This is a genomic window from Intestinimonas sp. HCP28S3_D6, assembly GCF_052065695.1.
GTDB lineage: Bacteria > Bacillota > Clostridia > Oscillospirales > Oscillospiraceae > Intestinimonas.
Genome location: NZ_JBQHTM010000057.1, coordinates 1 through 15,956 on the forward strand (window position 1 = coordinate 1; position 15,956 = coordinate 15,956).

The 15,956-nt window shown below is 61.1% G+C and carries 18 protein-coding genes; 10 read left to right on the top strand and 8 right to left on the bottom strand.

Annotation, left to right across the window (positions count from 1 at the left end; translation table 11 throughout):
• The first annotated feature begins 136 nt into the window (after positions 1 to 136).
• Positions 137 to 292, top strand: a complete 156-nt coding sequence (locus ACTNBK_RS14785; RefSeq protein ID WP_441147277.1) for a rubredoxin — start codon at positions 137 to 139, stop codon at positions 290 to 292.
• Between the two features lie 158 nt (positions 293 to 450).
• On the opposite strand, the gene ACTNBK_RS14790 is transcribed toward ACTNBK_RS14785, so the two are convergent.
• Together ACTNBK_RS14790 and ACTNBK_RS14795 are read right to left on the bottom strand one after the other, a co-directional pair.
• Positions 451 to 627 carry a DUF1540 domain-containing protein gene (locus ACTNBK_RS14790; RefSeq protein ID WP_130850569.1) on the bottom strand — a complete coding sequence of 59 codons (177 nt, stop codon included), beginning with the start codon at positions 625 to 627 and terminating at the stop codon, positions 451 to 453.
• 53 nt (positions 628 to 680) lie between these two features.
• Positions 681 to 1,526 (bottom strand): hypothetical protein, encoded by an 846-nt coding sequence (locus ACTNBK_RS14795; protein ID WP_441147279.1) that lies wholly within the window; start codon positions 1,524 to 1,526, stop codon positions 681 to 683.
• A gap of 136 nt (positions 1,527 to 1,662) precedes the next feature.
• On the opposite strand from ACTNBK_RS14795, the gene ACTNBK_RS14800 reads away from it, so the two are divergent.
• Positions 1,663 to 1,884 (top strand): hypothetical protein, encoded by a 222-nt coding sequence (locus tag ACTNBK_RS14800; protein WP_441147281.1) that lies wholly within the window; start codon positions 1,663 to 1,665, stop codon positions 1,882 to 1,884.
• A gap of 62 nt (positions 1,885 to 1,946) precedes the next feature.
• On the opposite strand, the gene ACTNBK_RS14805 is transcribed toward ACTNBK_RS14800, so the two are convergent.
• Both ACTNBK_RS14805 and murQ read right to left on the bottom strand, forming a co-directional pair.
• On the bottom strand, positions 1,947 to 3,149 hold the full coding sequence (locus ACTNBK_RS14805; protein ID WP_441147283.1) for an anhydro-N-acetylmuramic acid kinase: 1,203 nt from the start codon (positions 3,147 to 3,149) through the stop codon (positions 1,947 to 1,949).
• Between the two features lie 5 nt (positions 3,150 to 3,154).
• Positions 3,155 to 4,069, bottom strand: a complete 915-nt coding sequence (gene murQ, locus ACTNBK_RS14810) for an N-acetylmuramic acid 6-phosphate etherase (protein WP_441147285.1) — start codon at positions 4,067 to 4,069, stop codon at positions 3,155 to 3,157.
• Between the two features lie 162 nt (positions 4,070 to 4,231).
• On the opposite strand from murQ, the gene ACTNBK_RS14815 reads away from it, so the two are divergent.
• The 7 genes from ACTNBK_RS14815 to ACTNBK_RS14845 all read left to right on the top strand — a co-directional run bounded on the left by ACTNBK_RS14815 (position 4,232) and on the right by ACTNBK_RS14845 (position 11,944).
• Complete coding sequence (locus ACTNBK_RS14815; RefSeq protein ID WP_441147287.1) at positions 4,232 to 5,077, top strand: MurR/RpiR family transcriptional regulator; 846 nt, start codon at positions 4,232 to 4,234, stop codon at positions 5,075 to 5,077.
• Between the two features lie 187 nt (positions 5,078 to 5,264).
• Positions 5,265 to 6,308 carry a serine hydrolase domain-containing protein gene (locus ACTNBK_RS14820; RefSeq protein ID WP_441147289.1) on the top strand — a complete coding sequence of 348 codons (1,044 nt, stop codon included), beginning with the start codon at positions 5,265 to 5,267 and terminating at the stop codon, positions 6,306 to 6,308.
• Positions 6,309 to 6,368: 60 nt separating this feature from the next.
• Positions 6,369 to 7,997 carry an ABC transporter substrate-binding protein gene (locus ACTNBK_RS14825; RefSeq protein ID WP_441147291.1) on the top strand — a complete coding sequence of 543 codons (1,629 nt, stop codon included), beginning with the start codon at positions 6,369 to 6,371 and terminating at the stop codon, positions 7,995 to 7,997.
• A gap of 155 nt (positions 7,998 to 8,152) precedes the next feature.
• The gene (locus ACTNBK_RS14830; protein WP_441147292.1) at positions 8,153 to 9,097 is read left to right on the top strand and encodes an ABC transporter permease; all 945 of its coding nucleotides are present in this window, start codon (positions 8,153 to 8,155) and stop codon (positions 9,095 to 9,097) included.
• Between the two features lie 13 nt (positions 9,098 to 9,110).
• Complete coding sequence (locus ACTNBK_RS14835) at positions 9,111 to 9,944, top strand: ABC transporter permease (protein WP_441147293.1); 834 nt, start codon at positions 9,111 to 9,113, stop codon at positions 9,942 to 9,944.
• Positions 9,945 to 9,956: 12 nt separating this feature from the next.
• Positions 9,957 to 10,970, top strand: a complete 1,014-nt coding sequence (locus ACTNBK_RS14840; protein ID WP_441147295.1) for an ABC transporter ATP-binding protein — start codon at positions 9,957 to 9,959, stop codon at positions 10,968 to 10,970.
• Positions 10,967 to 11,944, top strand: coding sequence for an ABC transporter ATP-binding protein (locus ACTNBK_RS14845; protein WP_441147297.1), 978 nt, complete (start codon positions 10,967 to 10,969; stop codon positions 11,942 to 11,944). The genes ACTNBK_RS14840 and ACTNBK_RS14845 overlap by 4 nt, the downstream gene beginning before the upstream one ends.
• 114 nt (positions 11,945 to 12,058) lie before the next feature.
• Here the strand turns inward: ACTNBK_RS14845 and ACTNBK_RS14850 are convergent, their stop codons facing one another.
• The 4 genes from ACTNBK_RS14850 to ACTNBK_RS14865 all read right to left on the bottom strand — a co-directional run bounded on the left by ACTNBK_RS14850 (position 12,059) and on the right by ACTNBK_RS14865 (position 14,919).
• Positions 12,059 to 13,708 carry a recombinase family protein gene (locus ACTNBK_RS14850; RefSeq protein WP_441147299.1) on the bottom strand — a complete coding sequence of 550 codons (1,650 nt, stop codon included), beginning with the start codon at positions 13,706 to 13,708 and terminating at the stop codon, positions 12,059 to 12,061.
• Between the two features lie 82 nt (positions 13,709 to 13,790).
• Positions 13,791 to 13,967: a hypothetical protein gene (locus tag ACTNBK_RS14855; protein WP_162609455.1), complete on the bottom strand. Its 177-nt coding sequence runs from the start codon at positions 13,965 to 13,967 to the stop codon at positions 13,791 to 13,793.
• 288 nt (positions 13,968 to 14,255) lie between these two features.
• The gene (locus ACTNBK_RS14860; protein WP_441147301.1) at positions 14,256 to 14,600 is read right to left on the bottom strand and encodes a hypothetical protein; all 345 of its coding nucleotides are present in this window, start codon (positions 14,598 to 14,600) and stop codon (positions 14,256 to 14,258) included.
• Positions 14,590 to 14,919 carry a hypothetical protein gene (locus ACTNBK_RS14865; RefSeq protein ID WP_441147303.1) on the bottom strand — a complete coding sequence of 110 codons (330 nt, stop codon included), beginning with the start codon at positions 14,917 to 14,919 and terminating at the stop codon, positions 14,590 to 14,592. Before ACTNBK_RS14865 ends, ACTNBK_RS14860 begins: the two co-directional genes overlap by 11 nt.
• A gap of 243 nt (positions 14,920 to 15,162) precedes the next feature.
• Between ACTNBK_RS14865 and ACTNBK_RS14870 the strand changes: the two genes are divergently transcribed.
• Entirely contained in the window at positions 15,163 to 15,477 is a 315-nt protein-coding gene (locus tag ACTNBK_RS14870) for a hypothetical protein (protein WP_087336246.1), read from the top strand.
• Positions 15,478 to 15,956 lie beyond the last annotated feature (479 nt).

Genomic DNA, 15,956 nt, shown 5'->3' on the forward strand with positions numbered 1-15,956 from the left:
GCAGATAAATAATGGCTATTTTGCACTGAAATCACCTTAACCAAGCGCAAATGGCGGCTAATACATTGAGTAGAAACAGGATAAAGGCTTTTATTCAGAGGTTCCCTAATTTCTACCGACAACAAGGAGTACAGACATGGACAAGTATGTGTGCCCCTGCGGCTACGTCTACGACCCCGCCGTGGGTGATCCCGAGCACGGCATCGCCCCCGGCACCCCCTGGGAGGATGTTCCCGAGGATTGGGAGTGCCCCGTGTGCGGCCTGGGCAAGGACGCTTTTGAGAAGGAATAAGTCCTGACAATCAAAAGGAGGAGACTGGAGAGCCGGTCTCCTCCTTTTTGTATCAAGAAAGCCACTCGCTAGCCGAGTGGCTTTCTTGATACAAAAAAGTGGCCCGCGGACACGCCCCGCGGCACACCTTCGGCGATCGTATGGTCTTGTGACAGGATTCAGTTGCCGGCGCCCAGCTGGAAGGAAGCACACTCGGTGGAGCCGCAGTCGGTGACCTTGCTCTGGCAGCTGCCCACCCGGATCTCGTTGAGGGTGCAGTGGTTCTTCTCCTTGCAGTGGTAAGCACAGCTGGCCACGGTGCAGGCAATGCTGGGGTTGGCGTTCTTGTTTTCCATGGTACTAGACCTCCTTTTTTGGTACAGGCCTAGTATGCCCTGTGCAGCGCAGCCTATTCCTCCGTTTTCTCTTCTTCCGGGCGCACCACCTGGGGGATAAAGCGCCGGGCAAACCGGCCCTTGCCCCGGGATTTGACATAAAAATAGCCGATGATGGAGAAAACCACCGCGCCGGTAAAGTTGACGAAGAGATCCTTCATGGTGTCCAGGATGCCGATGTCCAGGTATCCGCCCAGGCCCAGGGCGCGCTGGGTACCGTCGGCGGTGACCACGATGACATCGGTGATGTTTCGAATGGCGGTGGGATGGTTGCCGCCCGCCGGGTCCAGCATCACCGAGGAGATGGTATGGACCACCGTATCCTTCTGCATGTCCAGGAAGAAGAACTGATCCATGGTACACTCAAAAAACTCCCACAGCACCCCGATGGTCATGGAAAAGCAGAAGGCGGTGATGGCCAGGAAGAGGGGGGAGAGCTGGATGGAGAATCGCTCACTGCGGTTGAGGATGTCCACCAGGGCGAAGCCGATGGCCGCGCACAGAAAGCCATTGATGGTGTGGAGCATGGTGTCCCAGTAGGGGAAGGTGATGTAGTATGCCTGGATTTCTCCCAAGATCTCCGCGGCAAAGATGAAGAGCATGATGATGATCTCCAGGGTATCCGGCAGGTCCACATGGATCTTCCGCTCGATGAAAGTGGGGACCAGGAACAAAATGAGGGTCAGGACACACAGAAATACATTTTCAAAATTGCCCTTGATGAACTGCGCGATCAGCACTATGGTGACGGCCAGCCGCAGAACGATGTAGACTGTGACCACCGCGCCCTTTTTGGCTCGCAGAGCCTCCCGGACGCCATGCGGCCTTCCGGAGGGTTCTGTCTTTTTCTTCGCTGCCATTTCTCGGCTCCTTTCAATTTGGACTGTGCACCTCCCGGCTCCGATGACCGGGACAGGCGAATCGTTTGCCTGTTATTGTATCATAGCTCCTCCCTCCGCGCAACCGTGGGCCATCCAACGCATAGAATGGGCTGAGGTGATCGTTTTGGACCTGAAGAACAACCAGATCCTGGTGGGGACCCTGCTGGACACCCCCGCCTCCCACGCCGTCTTCCAGCGGCGCTTCGGCAAGCTCCTCAAGCACCCCATGGTGCCCGCCGCCCGGAGCCTGACCCTGGAGCAGCTGCTGGGCTTCGCCCGGCTCTACTTACCCAAGTCGGTGATCCAGGACACCCTGGAGGAGCTGCGCCGGCTGTAAAAGCAAAATACCGGCGTCCCGCCGCACTGCGCGGTGAGACGCCGGTATTTTTATGTCTATGCTTACCGTACGGGGGGCAGGGAGATCTTGCCCATGATGGCGGCCGCTCTGGCGCCGGTGACGCTGGGGAGCACGTTGGGCTTCTCCCGGACGCAGCAGTCGGCCATGATGGCGAAGGCCACCGCCTCCTTGGCGTCACTGCTCCAGCCTAGGTCCTCCTGGGTGCGAACCTGCACACCGTAGGGGGCGAAGCGCTCCCGCAGGAAGCCCAGCAGGGTGGCGTTGTAGCTGCCGCCGCCTCCCACCACCAGCTCGGTGGCCTGCCGCTTTGGCAGCACATACCGGGCGTAGGCGTCCACGATGGACCAGGCGGTGAGGTCGGTGACGGTGGCCAGGAGGTCGGCGTCGGGCAGGCCGTGCGCCCGCCGGTAGTCCAGGATCTTTTCCACATACTGCACGCCGAAGAGCTCCCGTCCAGTGGTCTTGGGCAGAGGCATGGTATAGTAGGGGTCCTGCTGGAGCATGGCCAGCAGCTCCTGGTCCACCTTGCCCTCCGAGGCCATGGCGCCGCCGGCGTCGTAGGTCTTTTCTCCGCCGGTGAGGGCGCTCACCACAGCGTCGATGATCATGTTGCCCGGACCGGTATCAAAGGCGTACACCGCCTCGGGGCCCTCGTCCCCGGGGAGAACGGTCATGTTGCCGATACCGCCGATGTTCTGAAGGAGGATGGTCTCCCCCGGGCGGCGGTAGAGGAGGTACTCAGAGAAGGGCACCAGGGGTGCGCCCTGTCCACCCACCGCCATATCGGCCACCCGGAAATCGGACACGGTGGGAATTCCCGTCCGGGCGGCGATCACCGAGCCCTCCCCGATCTGCACGGTAAAGATCACCGGGAAGCCGTCCTTATCGCAGACCTCCGGGGCGTGCCAGATGGTCTGGCCGTGGGAGCCGATGAGGTCCACATCGGCCAGGGTGAGCCCCGCCTTCTCCACCACGGAACACACCGACTGGGCGTAGATCTCCCCCATGAGGAAATTCATGTAGCCGATCTTGTCCACCGTGGCCGTCTCGGGCCGGAACAGCGGAAAGATCTGCTCCCGTACCTTCTCCGGCCAGGGCCGGTCCTCAAAGGCGATAAGGCGCACCTCCGGCGCCTCGTCGGTGCCGCCGATCTCCACCAGGGCGGCGTCGATACCGTCCACCGAGGTGCCCGACATGAGTCCCACCACCCGGCGGACCGATTTCTTGCGGATCTCCTCCAGCATGGTCCTTACTCCTCCTTTTGACTCGTTTCAATGGCCTGGGCCAGCCGGCCCTCACACCGGTCCAGAAGGTCCTGGGCCGCTGCCCGGTCCAAACCACTTTTGGCCATGAGAATGGCCAGCTTTACATGGCCGCCGGCCCCCTCCAGGAAGGTCTCCGCCTCCTCCGGAGTCAGACCGGTAGCGTGGATGATGAGCCGCAGGGCCCGATCCCGCAGCTTTTTGTTGCTGGCCTTCAGGTCCACCATCAGGTTGCCGTAGACCTTGCCCAGCTTGATCATGGAGCAGGTGGTCAGCATGTTGAGGACCATCTTCTGGGCGGTGCCCGACTTCATGCGGGTGGAGCCGGAGATGACCTCGGGTCCTACCAGGGGGGCGATGGTCACGTCACACAGCCCCTCCAGCCTGGACCCGGCGTTGGTGCACACCCCGATCGTGACGCTCCCCCGCTCCTTTGCCCGCCGGAGAGCGGCCAGGACGTAGGCGGCGCTGCCGCTGGCGGTGATGCCCACCACCGCGTCGTCGGACCCCACATTCAGGCCCTCCACCAGGTCGATACCGTCTTCCTCGCTGTCCTCACAGCCCTCCACCGGATGGCGCAGGGCGATGTCCCCGCCGGCGATGTAGCCCTGGACCATATCCGGGTCCACGCCGAAGGTGGGCACGCACTCGGAGGCGTCCAGCACCCCCAGCCGTCCCGAGGTGCCGGCCCCCAGATAGATAAGCCGTCCGCCCCGCCGGAAGCACCCGTAGATCAGGTCCACCGCCTGGGCGATGTGGTGCCGCTCGGCCCCCACCGCCCCGGCCACCAGGGCGTCCTGGCGGTTGATGAGCTCCACCATTTCCTCTGTGGTACAGGTATCAATGCTCTGTGTCTCCGGATTGACCCCCTCGGTAGCCAGACCGGCCAGATAGTTGTCCATGGGAACACCTCCAACTCTGTTCCTTTTCAGATTATCCCATCTCCCCTATGTTGTCAACAAGATTTCAGTTCGTTTCCAGAACTTGAAACAAAATTTTAAAACCTATGGACTTGCCTGGCGCTTTTTGCTATACTGGATAAAACGCGAGGGGAGGGCTCCGGCATGGCTTGTACACTTTTCATTAAGGAGTGCCTGGATCACCTGACCGAGACGGAGCGCCGCTTGGCCGCCTACCTGCTGGACCACAGTCGGGAGGTCATCCACATGAGCGCCAAGGAGCTCTCCGCCCAGTGCGGCACCTCACCGGCGGCAGTGGTACGCCTGTCCCAGAAGCTTGGATTCAAAGGCTTTACCGCCCTGAAGCTGGAGCTGGCCAAGGAGTCCGGCCAGGAGGAGCCCGACGCCTTCCAGTCCGCCATCCGGGACAACGACGACATGGAGACCATCGTCCGCAAGGCCGAGCAGATCCATCTGCGCAATACCTCTCTCACCTATCAGATGGTCAACGTCTCTGTCCTCTCCCAGGCAGTGGAGGAGATCTGCGCCGGCCGGCGCATCCACCTATTCGGGGTAGGGGCTTCGGGGCTGCTGGCCCTGGACTTCCTCTATAAATCTTCCCGTATCGGCATCCCCGCCTTCTACCACTCCGACGCCCACACCAATCTGGCCACCGCCTCCCTGCTGGGCCCCGAGGACATCGTCATCGCCATCAGCTACTCCGGTGAGACCCTGGAGACAGTCCTGGCCGCCAAGGCGGCCAAGGAGCGTGGGAGCAAGATCATCGCCATCACCCAGGCCAACCGCAACACCCTGGCCCGTCTGGCCGACTACCCCCTCTACATTCCCGGCGAGGAGCGGGAATTCCGGGTGGGCGCCATGACCTCCCGGACCTCCGGTCTGCTGATCCTGGACCTTTTGTACCTAGGTATCGCCAAACACGACCCGGATCGCACTCAGGAAAACCTCCGGCAGACCCGGGAATTGATCCGCGCCTTTCAGCGGGAATAATATTTTAGCGCTACGGGCTTTTTCCTTGAAATCATATTCCGAATATGCTACCATGGTCGTTAAGAAACACAATGCCATATCAGGAGAGGCTCCGCCTTTCCGCACAAGGTCGTGTATTCCTGAGCCATGGGGATTTGCTTGGAATATGGGGCCCTTTTTTGTATCCTGCCGCCACGACAAGGAGGAGATGGCCACGGACTTTTCTGTGATCGACCACATTTTAGAGGATTACCGGTCCAAGGGCTACTTCCCCTCGGCGGTCTGTCAGGTCTTCCGCGGCACGGAGACCCTGTACCGGTGCACGGTAGGGGATGTGACACCGGAGACCTGGTTTGACCTGGCCTCGGTGAGCAAGCTCATCTGCACCACTATGGTCCTCTCCGCCATGGAGGAGGGCCGCCTGACCCCGGAGGACCCCATCCTCTCCCACCTGCCCGAGGATGGCCCCGGCCCGGTGACCCGGCAGCGTCTGGCCGCCGTGACGGTGGAGCAGGTCATGACCCACACCTCCGGCATCGTCCCCTGGTACCCCTTCTACGCCGACGGCAGGGACTTCTACACCGTGCTGGAGCACGTGCTCTCCGCCACCCCGGTGGAGACCGGCATGGCATACAGCGACCTGAACTTCATGCTCATGGGACAGGTCTTTTCCCACGTCACCGGCCTCACCCTCCGGGAGGGGCTGGAGCAGTACATCAAGGCCCCTCTGGGCATCACGGACATGGCCTACGGCCCCGTGGACCCGGAGGTGTGCGCCCCCTCCTGCTACGGCAACCAGATCGAGCAGCGCATGTGTGCCGAGCGAGGCATCACCTTTGGCGGCTGGCGCCCCAACGGCGTGCCGGTACGCGGCGAATGCAACGACGGCAACGCCTACTACTATTGGCACGGCGAGAGCGGCCACGCCGGAGTCTTTGCCACCGCCGGCGCCCTGAGCCGGCTGGGCCAGTTCTTTCTCACCACCGACCGGCCCATGTTCCGCCGGGCCATGGAGACCGATATCTGCGGCCGAGGCCTGGGCTTCGAGCAGGGGATCACCTACCCCGACGGCTGCGGCCACACCGGCTTTACCGGCACCAGCCTGTGGGTGAGCCGCAAGCACGACCTGGGGGCTGTCATCCTTACCAACAAGTTTTACCGGCTCCAGGGCGAGCCCCCCGGAAACTCCAACGAGTTCCGCCGGGCCATCCACTACGCCCTGTTGGGCCGCACTCCGCCCCCCGTGGTATGAGCAAGGGAACGTCGTCTCCCTTGTAAAATACGAAACAATTTGAGGAAAAGAGGTCATTACATGAAGAACATGAAGAAATGGCTGTCCCTGTCTCTTGCCGGCACCATGCTCATGGGCGTTCTGGCCGGCTGTGGCGGTGGCACCAGCAGCACCCCCGCTCCCACCGGAACCGGCACCACCGAGGCCACCGGCGAGCCCGCCGCCACCGAGCAGGTGCTCAAGTACGGCACCGACACCTGGCCCGCCGGCTTCGATCCCCACACCATCTCCGCCGTCGCCGCCACCCGTGTGTTCAACCAGGTCTACGAAACCCTCATCGACTTCAACCCCGATATGACCTTCAAGGGCGTCCTGGCCGAGAGCTGGGAGATTCCCGATGACGTTACCTACATCTTCCACATCCGTCAGGGCGTCAAGTTCCACAACGGCCGTGAGATGACCGCCGAAGATGTGGTCTACTCCTTCCAGCGGGTTCTGGGCCAGACCGAGTACGGCGACATCGGTGCCCTGGGCTCCAGCGCCAGCTACTACGGCGGCATCGCCTCCATCGAGGCCAATGACGACTACACCGTCACCATTACCCTCTCCGAGCCCAACGCCGCCTTCATGGCCAACCTCACCTCCTCCTACGGCGCCATTGTCTGCAAGGAGGTCGTGGAGGCCAATGACGGCAGCCTCTCCGCCATCGACACCATGTGCGGCACCGGCCCCTTCATGTACCAGGACTCCGTGGTGGACAACTACATCACCCTGGTGAAGAACCCCGACTACTGGGAGGAGGGCGCCCCCAAGCTGGACGGCATCACCTACTACCTGCTGGCCGATGAGAGCGCCCGTCTGGCCGCTCTGCGCACCGGCGACATCAACCTGTGCAGCCTGTCCGCTCTGAACCTCTCCGAGGTGGAGGGCGACGAGAGCATCAAGGTCCTCTCCTACCAGTCCAACAACTACACCTACCTGGGCTTCAACCTTTCCAATGAGGCTCTCCAGGATGTCCGGGTCCGCCAGGCCATGAGCATGGCCATCGACCGCCAGGCCATCATCGACTACGTCTACAACGGTGAGGCCACCGTATCCACCTTCGTGGCCCCCGCCATGGGCCACTGGGTGTGGGACGCTCCCGTTGAGTCCCCCCTCTACACCCAGGACATCGACGCTGCCAAGGCCCTCATGGAGGAGGCCGGCTACAGCGACTCCAACCGTCTGACCATCAAGATGGCCGCCGGCCTGCTGGACTCCATCCGTGATACCGCCGTGGTCCTCCAGCAGCAGCTCAAGGAGATTTACATCGACGTGGAGATCACCAACCTGGAATCCGGCGAGTACGTAGATGTCTGGGGCAAGATGAATACCCCCGAGGCCGGCTATGACGCCATGTGCGGCCAGAACGGCTCCGGCACCGACCCCAACCGCGCCGTCAGCTTCTTCTTCTCCACCACCGGCGGCGCCAACGTGTGGGGCTACTCCAACGCCGAAGTGGATGAGCTGTGCGCCCAGGGCGTGGCCACCACCGACGAGGCCGAGCGTGAGAGCGCCTACATCGAGGCCCAGAAGATCATCATCGACGAGTCTCCCAACCTCTTCTTCGCCAGCCCCATGGAGTATTTCTTTGTGAGCAGCAGCGTGGAGGGCTTTGAGCCCTTTGCCGCCAACGCCAACAACTTCCGCAGTACCTATATCGCCGAGTAAGACAAACGCCTGGATGGGGGCGGGGAGAACCCCGCCCCCACAGGTTCTTTTTCCGAGGACGTCTTGTCGTGAGCGCCGCGTCCCGGCGTCCATCCCAGAGGCGGCGTTCACGACGCCTCGCCCTTTTATCCTCTTCCATGTGGGAGCGTGATCCAATGAGAAATTATGTCATCCGGCGTCTCCTCCAGCTCATTCCGGTCCTCTTCGGCATCAGCGTGGCCATCTTTGCCGTGCTGCGCCTCATCCCCGGCGGCTTCGCCTCGGGCATGCTGGGCATCGACGCCACCCCCGAACTCATCGCCCAGGTCAATGCCCGGTACGGGCTGGACCAGCCCGTGGTCACCCAGTACCTCAACTGGATCGGCGGCGTCCTCCACGGAGATTTCGGCATCTCCTTCCGCTCCGGCGCCGAAATTTTGCCCGAGATCCTCACCCGCTTTCAAGTCACCGCCGAGCTGGCCATCCTGGCCGCCATCATTTCCTGGTGCATCGCCCTCCCCCTGGGCATCCTGGCCGCCGTCAAGCGGAACACCCTGGCCGATCGGGTGGTCCGGGTGGTGGCCCTGCTGGGCGTGTCCGTCCCCGGCTTTGCTCTCTCCATCCTGGTGATTCTGGTCCTCTCCCTTTTCTTCGGCTATTACCCCCCGCTGGACTATGTGGGGCTTCTGGAAAACCCGGCCAAAAACCTGGAGATCATGTTCCTCCCCGCCCTCATTCTGGGGTGCAGCATGTCGGGCTCGGTCATGCGCATGACCCGCTCCTCCGTGATGGAGGTCCTGCGGCAGGACTTCATTAAGACCGTCCGGGCCAAGGGCGCCAGCGAGCGGGTGGCCATCTTCAAGCACGCCCTCCGCAACGCCCTCATCCCCATCGTCACTCTGGTGGGCCTCCAGATCGGCTCCCTGCTGGGCGGCGCCGTGGTGGTGGAGCAGATCTTCTCCCTGCCCGGACTGGGCCTCATGACCCTCACCGGCATCAACAACCGGGACTACCCCGTGGTCCAGGGCTGCGTCCTCTTCATCGCCTTCGTGTACGTGCTGGTCAACCTCATCGTGGACCTGCTCTACGCCTACATCGATCCCCGGATCTCGTACGACTAAGGAGGGTCTTGAAATGAAAAGTATCATCAGTACCCTCCGGGACCTGTGGAAGGACCCTATGGGCAAAATCGGCATCATCGGCGTCCTGCTCCTCATCGTGGTGGCCATCTTCGCCCCCCTCATTGCCCCCTACCCCTATGATGAGATCGGCATGCGTTTTCAGCCCCCCTCCGCCGAACACCTCTTCGGCACCGACAAATTCGGACGGGACGTCCTCAGTCGGGTGATCTACGGCGCCCGGGTCTCCCTGGAGGTGGGCATCATCGCCGTGGGTATCGGCGCCGTCTGCGGCTACCTGCTGGGCCTGGTGGCCGGCTATTTCGAGCGCTGGGTGGACCGGATCATCATGTGCTTTATGGACATTCTCTTCGCCTTCCCCTCCATCCTGCTGGCCATCTTCATCTCTGCCGTGCTGGGCAAGGGCATTGGCCCCACCATGGTGGCCATCGGCATCGTCAACATCCCCGTCTTCTGCCGCACCGTCCGGGCTGCCGTCATCTCGGCCAAGGGCCTGGAGTACGTACAGAACGCCAAGAGCGTAGGCGTCAAGACCTGGCCCCTGCTGGTGCGCCATATCTCCCCTAACGTGGTGGCTCCCTTTACCGTCCAGGCCACCCTGGCCCTCTCCGGCGCCATCCTCACCGAGGCCACCCTCAGCTTCCTGGGCATGGGCATCCAGCCCCCCGATCCCTCTTGGGGCTCCATGCTCTCCGAGGGCCGGGCCGACATGATCCGCGACCCCTGGGTGGCCCTCTTCCCCCTACTCTTCATTGTCATCACCATTCTGGTCTTCAACATCCTGGGTGACGCCCTCCGGGATGTGCTGGACCCCAAGCTGAAAGTCTAAGGAGGGCCTGCCATGGAACATTTATTGGAAATGCGGGACCTCTCCATTGACCTCTACAAGGGGAAAAAGGTCCCCTCCGTCAAGCTGGTGGAGGGTATCGACCTGGACATCGGCAAGAAACAGAACTTCGGCGTAGTGGGCGAATCCGGCTGCGGCAAGAGCATCACCTGCTCCTCTATCATGGGCCTGCTCTCCTACCCCCTCTCAGTGGGTAAGGGCAGCTCCATCCGCTTCCAGAAGGCAGATGGAGCGGAAGTGGAGATCACCTCCCTCCCCAAGTCGGAGCTGCGTAAGCTCCGGGGCAAGGAGATCTCCATGATCTTTCAGGAGCCCATGACCGCCCTGGACCCCATGTACACCATCGGGGAGCAGATCAACGAGACCCTCCGCTTCCACACCGACCTCAACAAGGCCCAGATGCACGAAGCTGCCCTGGAGATGCTCAAGAAGGTCAAGATCCCCCGTCCGGAGCAAATTTTGACGGACTACCCCCACCACCTCTCCGGCGGTATGCTTCAGCGGGTGATGATCGCCATCGCCCTCATCAACAACCCCCGGCTCCTCATCGCCGACGAGCCCACCACCGCCCTGGACGTCACCATCCAGGCTCAGATCCTGGACCTGATGAACGAGCTACGGGAGAGCTACGACACCTCGGTCATCATGATTACCCACGACCTGGGCGTCATCGCCGAGACCTGTGAGGAGGTGGCCGTCTTCTACGCCGGCCAGGTGGTGGAGCAGGCCAGCGTTGACGCCATCTTCCATGAGACCGCCCACCCCTACACCACCGGGCTGCTGCGCTCTGTCACCTCCCTGGGCGGCGAGCGCAAGGAGCTCTACACCATCCGGGGCACCGTGCCCACGGCGGGCAACTTCGGCACCGGCTGCCGGTTCGCCGACCGCTGTGACCGCTGCATGGCCATCTGCAAAGAGAAGGCCCCTGCCCTCACGGAGGTGGCCCCCGGACATCTGTGCCGCTGCTGGCTCCACGCCGGCGAAGCGGAGAAGGAGGCGGCGGTATGAGCGAGCCCTCTGTGCTGCTCGATGTGCAGCATCTCAAGACCTATTTCCCTATCAAGGGCGGCGTGGTCCGCAAGACGGTGGGCTACGTCCACGCGGTGGAGGACGTGTCCTTCCAGATCCGGGAGCAGGAGACCTTCGGCCTGGTGGGTGAGTCGGGCTGCGGCAAGTCCACCACCGGACGGAGCATCCTCCGGCTCATCGAGCCCACCGACGGCGCCATCACCTTTGACGGCGTGGACCTCCACAACCTGGACAAGGAGTCCCTGCGTCAAAAGCGCCGGGACATGCAGCTGGTCTTTCAGGACCCCTACTCCTCCCTTAACCCCCGTATGACGGTGCGCCGCCTGCTGGAGGAACCCCTGCGCACCCACTTCTCCCTCTCCCAGAAGGAGCTGGACGAGCAGGTGCTATGGATCTCCGGCGCGGTGGGCCTGGCCCCCGAGCAGCTGGAGCGATACCCCCACCAGTTCTCCGGCGGCCAGCGTCAGCGCATCTCCATCGCCCGGGCCCTCATCACAAAACCCCGCTTCGTGGTGGCTGACGAGCCGGTATCCGCTCTGGACGTGTCCATCCAGGCCCAGATCCTCAACCTCCTCATGGAGCTCCAACAGGAGCTGAAGCTCTCTTACCTCTTCATCAGCCACGACCTCAACGTGGTCCGCCACATCAGCAACCGGGTGGGCATCATGTACCTGGGCCGGATGGTGGAGCAGGGGGAGACCGAGGAGGTCTACCGCCACCCCACTCACCCCTACACCCAGGCTCTTCTCTCCGCCATCCCCAAGCGGGACCCGTCGGAGGACAAGGTGCGCATCCACCTGGACGGCGACGTGCCCAACCCCGCTGATCCCCCCAAGGGCTGCCCCTTCCACGACCGCTGCCCCAAGTGTATGGAGGTCTGCAAAAGCGAACTGCCTGTCACCCGGGAAATCTCCCCCGGCCACTTCGTGTCCTGCCATCTGCTGGACAAATGAACATGAAAAAACCGCGGAGCCGAGTGCGTTCCCCCTGACAGGGGTAACTTTGCAGGTGTCCGAATCCCCGGCAGATATTGCTACGGCAGTATCTGCCGGGGACTTCTTTTTGTCTTATGCACCCTTGGGGGTGGACTGACCTTTCGGCTGTGGCAGTTCCACACAGCCAATGTCATTGTAGTGGATCTCCACTGTCTGCTGAGCGTGCTTGCTCCATTTCACGTCCTTTTCGTGGACCACGATCTTTTGGATGAACAGTCGCAGCAGCTCCGGCGTCAGCTCCTGGATGTCCGTGTACCGCTTTGCCAGGGTGATAAAGTGGTCTGTGCCGGACACCTGCTCCCGCAGCTTCTGGATGGCAGTTTCCTTCTCCGGGATGGCCTTGTTCAGCATTTCCATCTCCTGAGTGTAGCTGCCGGAGAGTGTCTGGAACTGCTCTGCTGTGATCCGCCCCAGGACGCTGTCCTCATAGAGCCGCTTGAAGATGCTGTCCAGTTCCCTGCTCCGCTTCTTCATAGCAGTCAGTTCCCGTTCCAGCCCACGCATCTCTCTTCGGAGTTCTGCGGACTGCCTGCTGCCGATGTACGCGGCAAACTCCTGGGTGTGCTCCCTGGCCATTGCCGTTACCCGCCGCAGGTCCTCCAGGACCACATCATCCAGCACACACTCCCGGATACAGTGGGCGGTGCAGAGGGTGCCGTCCTTCTTGTAAGTCCGGCAGGTGAAGTGATTGTAGGACCGGCTCATGGTATGGGCGCGGTGGAGCACCATGGTACTCCCGCAGTCGGCGCACACCACCAGCCCGGAGTACTTGTTCTGCTCGTCCATCTTGGTAGGTCGCCGTTTGTGCTGGCGTACCCGCTGAACCATATCCCAGACCTCATGGCTCACCAGGGCGGGGTGGGTATTTTCCAGCACCATGCATTCCTCCCTGGGATGTTCCACTTTCCGCTTGTCCTTGTAGGAACGGGTGCTGTACCGGAGATTGATGGTGTTGCCAAGGTAGATCTCATTCTCCAGCATGTTGGCAATGGTACTGTCAGACCATCCATAGGGATCATTCAAATTCAGACTGCTATGGGCAACGCCAAAGGTTTTGTAAGCGTAGGCCGTAGGGCATAGCACCTGTTCCCGCTTCAGCAGCCGGGCGATCTGGCTGGGTCCCTGCCCGGCGGCGCACAGGGCGAAAATACGCCGCACCACGGCGGCGGCCTCCTCGTCCACCACCAGCTTCTTGCGGTCCTGCTCATCCTTGCGGTAGCCGTAGGGCGCTCTGGTGCCCAGTCGCTCCCCGCGCTCCGCCTTGGCCCGCTGTACCGCCCGGATCTTCCGGCTGGTGTCCCGGATGAACCACTCGTTAAATAGGTTCTTGAAGGGCATCAGCTCCGTGCTCTCACTCCGGTCGGTGTCCACATTGTCGTTGATGGCGATGTAGCGGACGCCGAACATGGGGAAGCGTTCCTCGATGTAAAGCCCCGTGTGGAGCTGATTGCGCCCCAGCCGGGACAGGTCCTTGGTGATGATGGTGCGGAGCTTCCCGTTTTCCATATCTGCCATCATCTGCTGAAAGCCGGGGCGGTTGAAGCTGCCTCCGGAATAGCCGTCATCCACATAAAAGCGGGGGTTGGGGAAGCGGTGCTCCTGTGCGTACCGCTCCAAGATATTCCGCTGGTTCTGGATGCTGTTGGACTCTCCGTCCGCCCCGTCATCCTGACTGAGGCGGCAGTACAGGGCGGTGATCTCATTCTGGTTTGACTGTTTCATACAGCCCTCCTTTTTTCTCGTCAAACCGATTCAGCGCATCGCGCCTACACAATACCCCAAAGCCTGGGGAATGTCCAGCCCTTTAGGCGCACAGCTTCCCTTGCTGTGCGTCCAGGTCGATGAGGGCTTTTAGCTTGTCCTCCGGGGTGGCGCTGCCCTGTACCGGGAACACAGACACCACCTGGATGAGCCGCCCATGGGAGCGTTGAAGGCGTTCCACGGTTACCTGTCGAACATCATCTTTCGCTTCTTCTGACATTTTCGTTTCCTCCATCTCTGGTCGGGAAGGTTCGGCAACCTTGCCAAACCTTCCTGGGCAGCGCTTTTGACGATATCATCAAAAGCGGTCTCCCGGCTCTGTGGTATATTCCGCTCCTCCCGCGGATCGCCTTTGACAATATTGTCAAAGGCAATTTTCTGCTCCTGTGGCACAAAAGTGGCGATCCCGGCAATTTGGCTGAAAGCGCCCTGTTTCTCTCTGGGGCCTACACCTGTCCCTCCGCTGGGCCTGCGAGGCCACACGGGGCCTCCTGTGGCCTCACTGGGGCTATTGCTGGGTGGAGAGAAGAAAGCATTCCTCGCAAAGCTTGTCCGCCAGAAACTCCAGCTGCGCGATCTGCTCCGGGGCGAGTTCTCTGGCCCTTGGGCAGCGAGCGATCTGCCGGATGTTGGAGTAGATATGGTTTACGGCGGGATGCGGGTCCAGCCTCTGCCTGGACATTCGGGTGCGAATCGTTGCCCCCTGGATCAGCTTGCGAAAGTAGGTAGTGACTGGCAGCCCCGTAACAGTCAGATAGCGGCACAGCTGCTGGTACTGCTCCTCCGTCATGTGGACAGACAGAGAGCAGCTGTTGTCCCGCATAGGTGGTCGTGGCTTATGTTTATACCGCATAGGGGTACCCCAGCTTTCTCACCTGCTGGAACCGTTCCACCACCTGGGCCAGGCGATGGAGGGCAAGTTCCAGATGCTGGGCGGTGCCGCAGCCGCTGTTGAATGCCCTGGCCACGGCGTTGATGTCCCGGCCAGCCTCATCGGTAAAGGCGATGGCCGCTCTCGTCTCCTCCTCCCGGTAGAGCATGGGGCGGTTTCGCTCCAGCTCTCTCATCAGCCAGGCATTGGCGGACAGCCCGGCAACCCTGCTTTTCTCTTTCAGCAGGGCATATTCCTCCTTGCTCATGCGGATACAGGTGCGGTGTGTTTGTGTGTTCATGTTTCTCCTCCTCTTGGGAGACGGCTCCAGAGCCGCCCCCCGGTTCTTGGGGCCATCATAACAGGTAATCCGGACAAGCCCTGTCCGGATTAAAAGAAAAAGTTGGGTGTCTCATGATGCACCCGCTATGATTCGAGGGTGTCTCATGAGACACCCTCACACCGGAAAAAACCGCCGCACAAATGGTTGAAAAATGTTCTTTTCGATGGTAAGATACTCAAACTTAGGATGGGAGGTGTGGAGATGCCGGAAGAAGCGTCCATGCGGTTGGAGATCGCGTTTCGGGCAGATGCGCTGGAACAGTGGGGATATTCCTTGGAGTACGCAAGGCAGGTCGTTCAACGGGCCTTTGAACGGGGTGGCCTGCACTGTACAGAAAATCGTAGTGGTCTGACAGCCTATGGCCGGGAAGCAGGCGACTTTGCCTGTCTTTGGCGGGTGATCATGGCGTTGCTGCGTTCTGACTGGTTCCCGGACTGCGCCGTGAAGTGTCTGTGGTATGATGAGGACGGAACAGTGGAGGATCTTCTTGCCCAGGCATGGAAAGTAAAGCAATAGGTAAAAAATCGGGTTAGGCAAGGTTGCCGAACCCGATTTTCGGTATCGCATATGGCTGTTAAAGGTATGCAGTATCCAAATGAGATCGGGTTTGATGATTTCACCAAACCCGATCTTTGCACAGAAAACCTTCCGGCAGCCTTGCCGAAAAGTTCCGCCCGCAGGCGGCATTGGGGACAGGGGGTTCCCCTGCAAGCGCGTTTTGACATCAAAACGCTATGCTTGCGTGAAACGCCCGCCCTTCCGGGCGGGCGTTTCACCGCCGCCAGAGGCGGCGGATAAAAACAGCTGGGCCAGCCATCACCTTTATGACGCGGTAATCTGGACCGCATTTTCCCGCACCTGCTGGATGGTCTCCATCAAGGCAGTTCTAGGGAATCTCTGATTTAATCCGCACTACCATAAAGGCTCCGGATGTGGGATAATAACACTATCAACGCAATGGTGGTGTATGGGGATGAAGAAACAGGAAACATTTA

Excerpts from the sequence above, each read along its gene's own strand:
- ACTNBK_RS14805 (WP_441147283.1), bottom strand. The coding sequence starts at position 3,149 with ATGCTGGAGGAGATCCGCAAGAAATCGGTCCGCCGGGTGGTGGGACTC.
- ACTNBK_RS14870 (WP_087336246.1), top strand. The coding sequence starts at position 15,163 with ATGCCGGAAGAAGCGTCCATGCGGTTGGAGATCGCGTTTCGGGCAGAT.
- ACTNBK_RS14830 (WP_441147292.1), top strand. The coding sequence starts at position 8,153 with ATGAGAAATTATGTCATCCGGCGTCTCCTCCAGCTCATTCCGGTCCTC.
- ACTNBK_RS14845 (WP_441147297.1), top strand. The coding sequence starts at position 10,967 with ATGAGCGAGCCCTCTGTGCTGCTCGATGTGCAGCATCTCAAGACCTAT.
- ACTNBK_RS14790 (WP_130850569.1), bottom strand. The coding sequence starts at position 627 with ATGGAAAACAAGAACGCCAACCCCAGCATTGCCTGCACCGTGGCCAGC.
- ACTNBK_RS14855 (WP_162609455.1), bottom strand. The coding sequence starts at position 13,967 with ATGTCAGAAGAAGCGAAAGATGATGTTCGACAGGTAACCGTGGAACGC.
- murQ (WP_441147285.1), bottom strand. The coding sequence starts at position 4,069 with ATGGACAACTATCTGGCCGGTCTGGCTACCGAGGGGGTCAATCCGGAG.
- ACTNBK_RS14865 (WP_441147303.1), bottom strand. The coding sequence starts at position 14,919 with ATGAACACACAAACACACCGCACCTGTATCCGCATGAGCAAGGAGGAA.
- ACTNBK_RS14860 (WP_441147301.1), bottom strand. The coding sequence starts at position 14,600 with ATGCGGTATAAACATAAGCCACGACCACCTATGCGGGACAACAGCTGC.
- ACTNBK_RS14825 (WP_441147291.1), top strand. The coding sequence starts at position 6,369 with ATGAAGAACATGAAGAAATGGCTGTCCCTGTCTCTTGCCGGCACCATG.
- ACTNBK_RS14840 (WP_441147295.1), top strand. The coding sequence starts at position 9,957 with ATGGAACATTTATTGGAAATGCGGGACCTCTCCATTGACCTCTACAAG.
- ACTNBK_RS14835 (WP_441147293.1), top strand. The coding sequence starts at position 9,111 with ATGAAAAGTATCATCAGTACCCTCCGGGACCTGTGGAAGGACCCTATG.
- ACTNBK_RS14820 (WP_441147289.1), top strand. The coding sequence starts at position 5,265 with ATGGCCACGGACTTTTCTGTGATCGACCACATTTTAGAGGATTACCGG.
- ACTNBK_RS14815 (WP_441147287.1), top strand. The coding sequence starts at position 4,232 with ATGGCTTGTACACTTTTCATTAAGGAGTGCCTGGATCACCTGACCGAG.
- ACTNBK_RS14850 (WP_441147299.1), bottom strand. The coding sequence starts at position 13,708 with ATGAAACAGTCAAACCAGAATGAGATCACCGCCCTGTACTGCCGCCTC.
- ACTNBK_RS14795 (WP_441147279.1), bottom strand. The coding sequence starts at position 1,526 with ATGGCAGCGAAGAAAAAGACAGAACCCTCCGGAAGGCCGCATGGCGTC.
- ACTNBK_RS14785 (WP_441147277.1), top strand. The coding sequence starts at position 137 with ATGGACAAGTATGTGTGCCCCTGCGGCTACGTCTACGACCCCGCCGTG.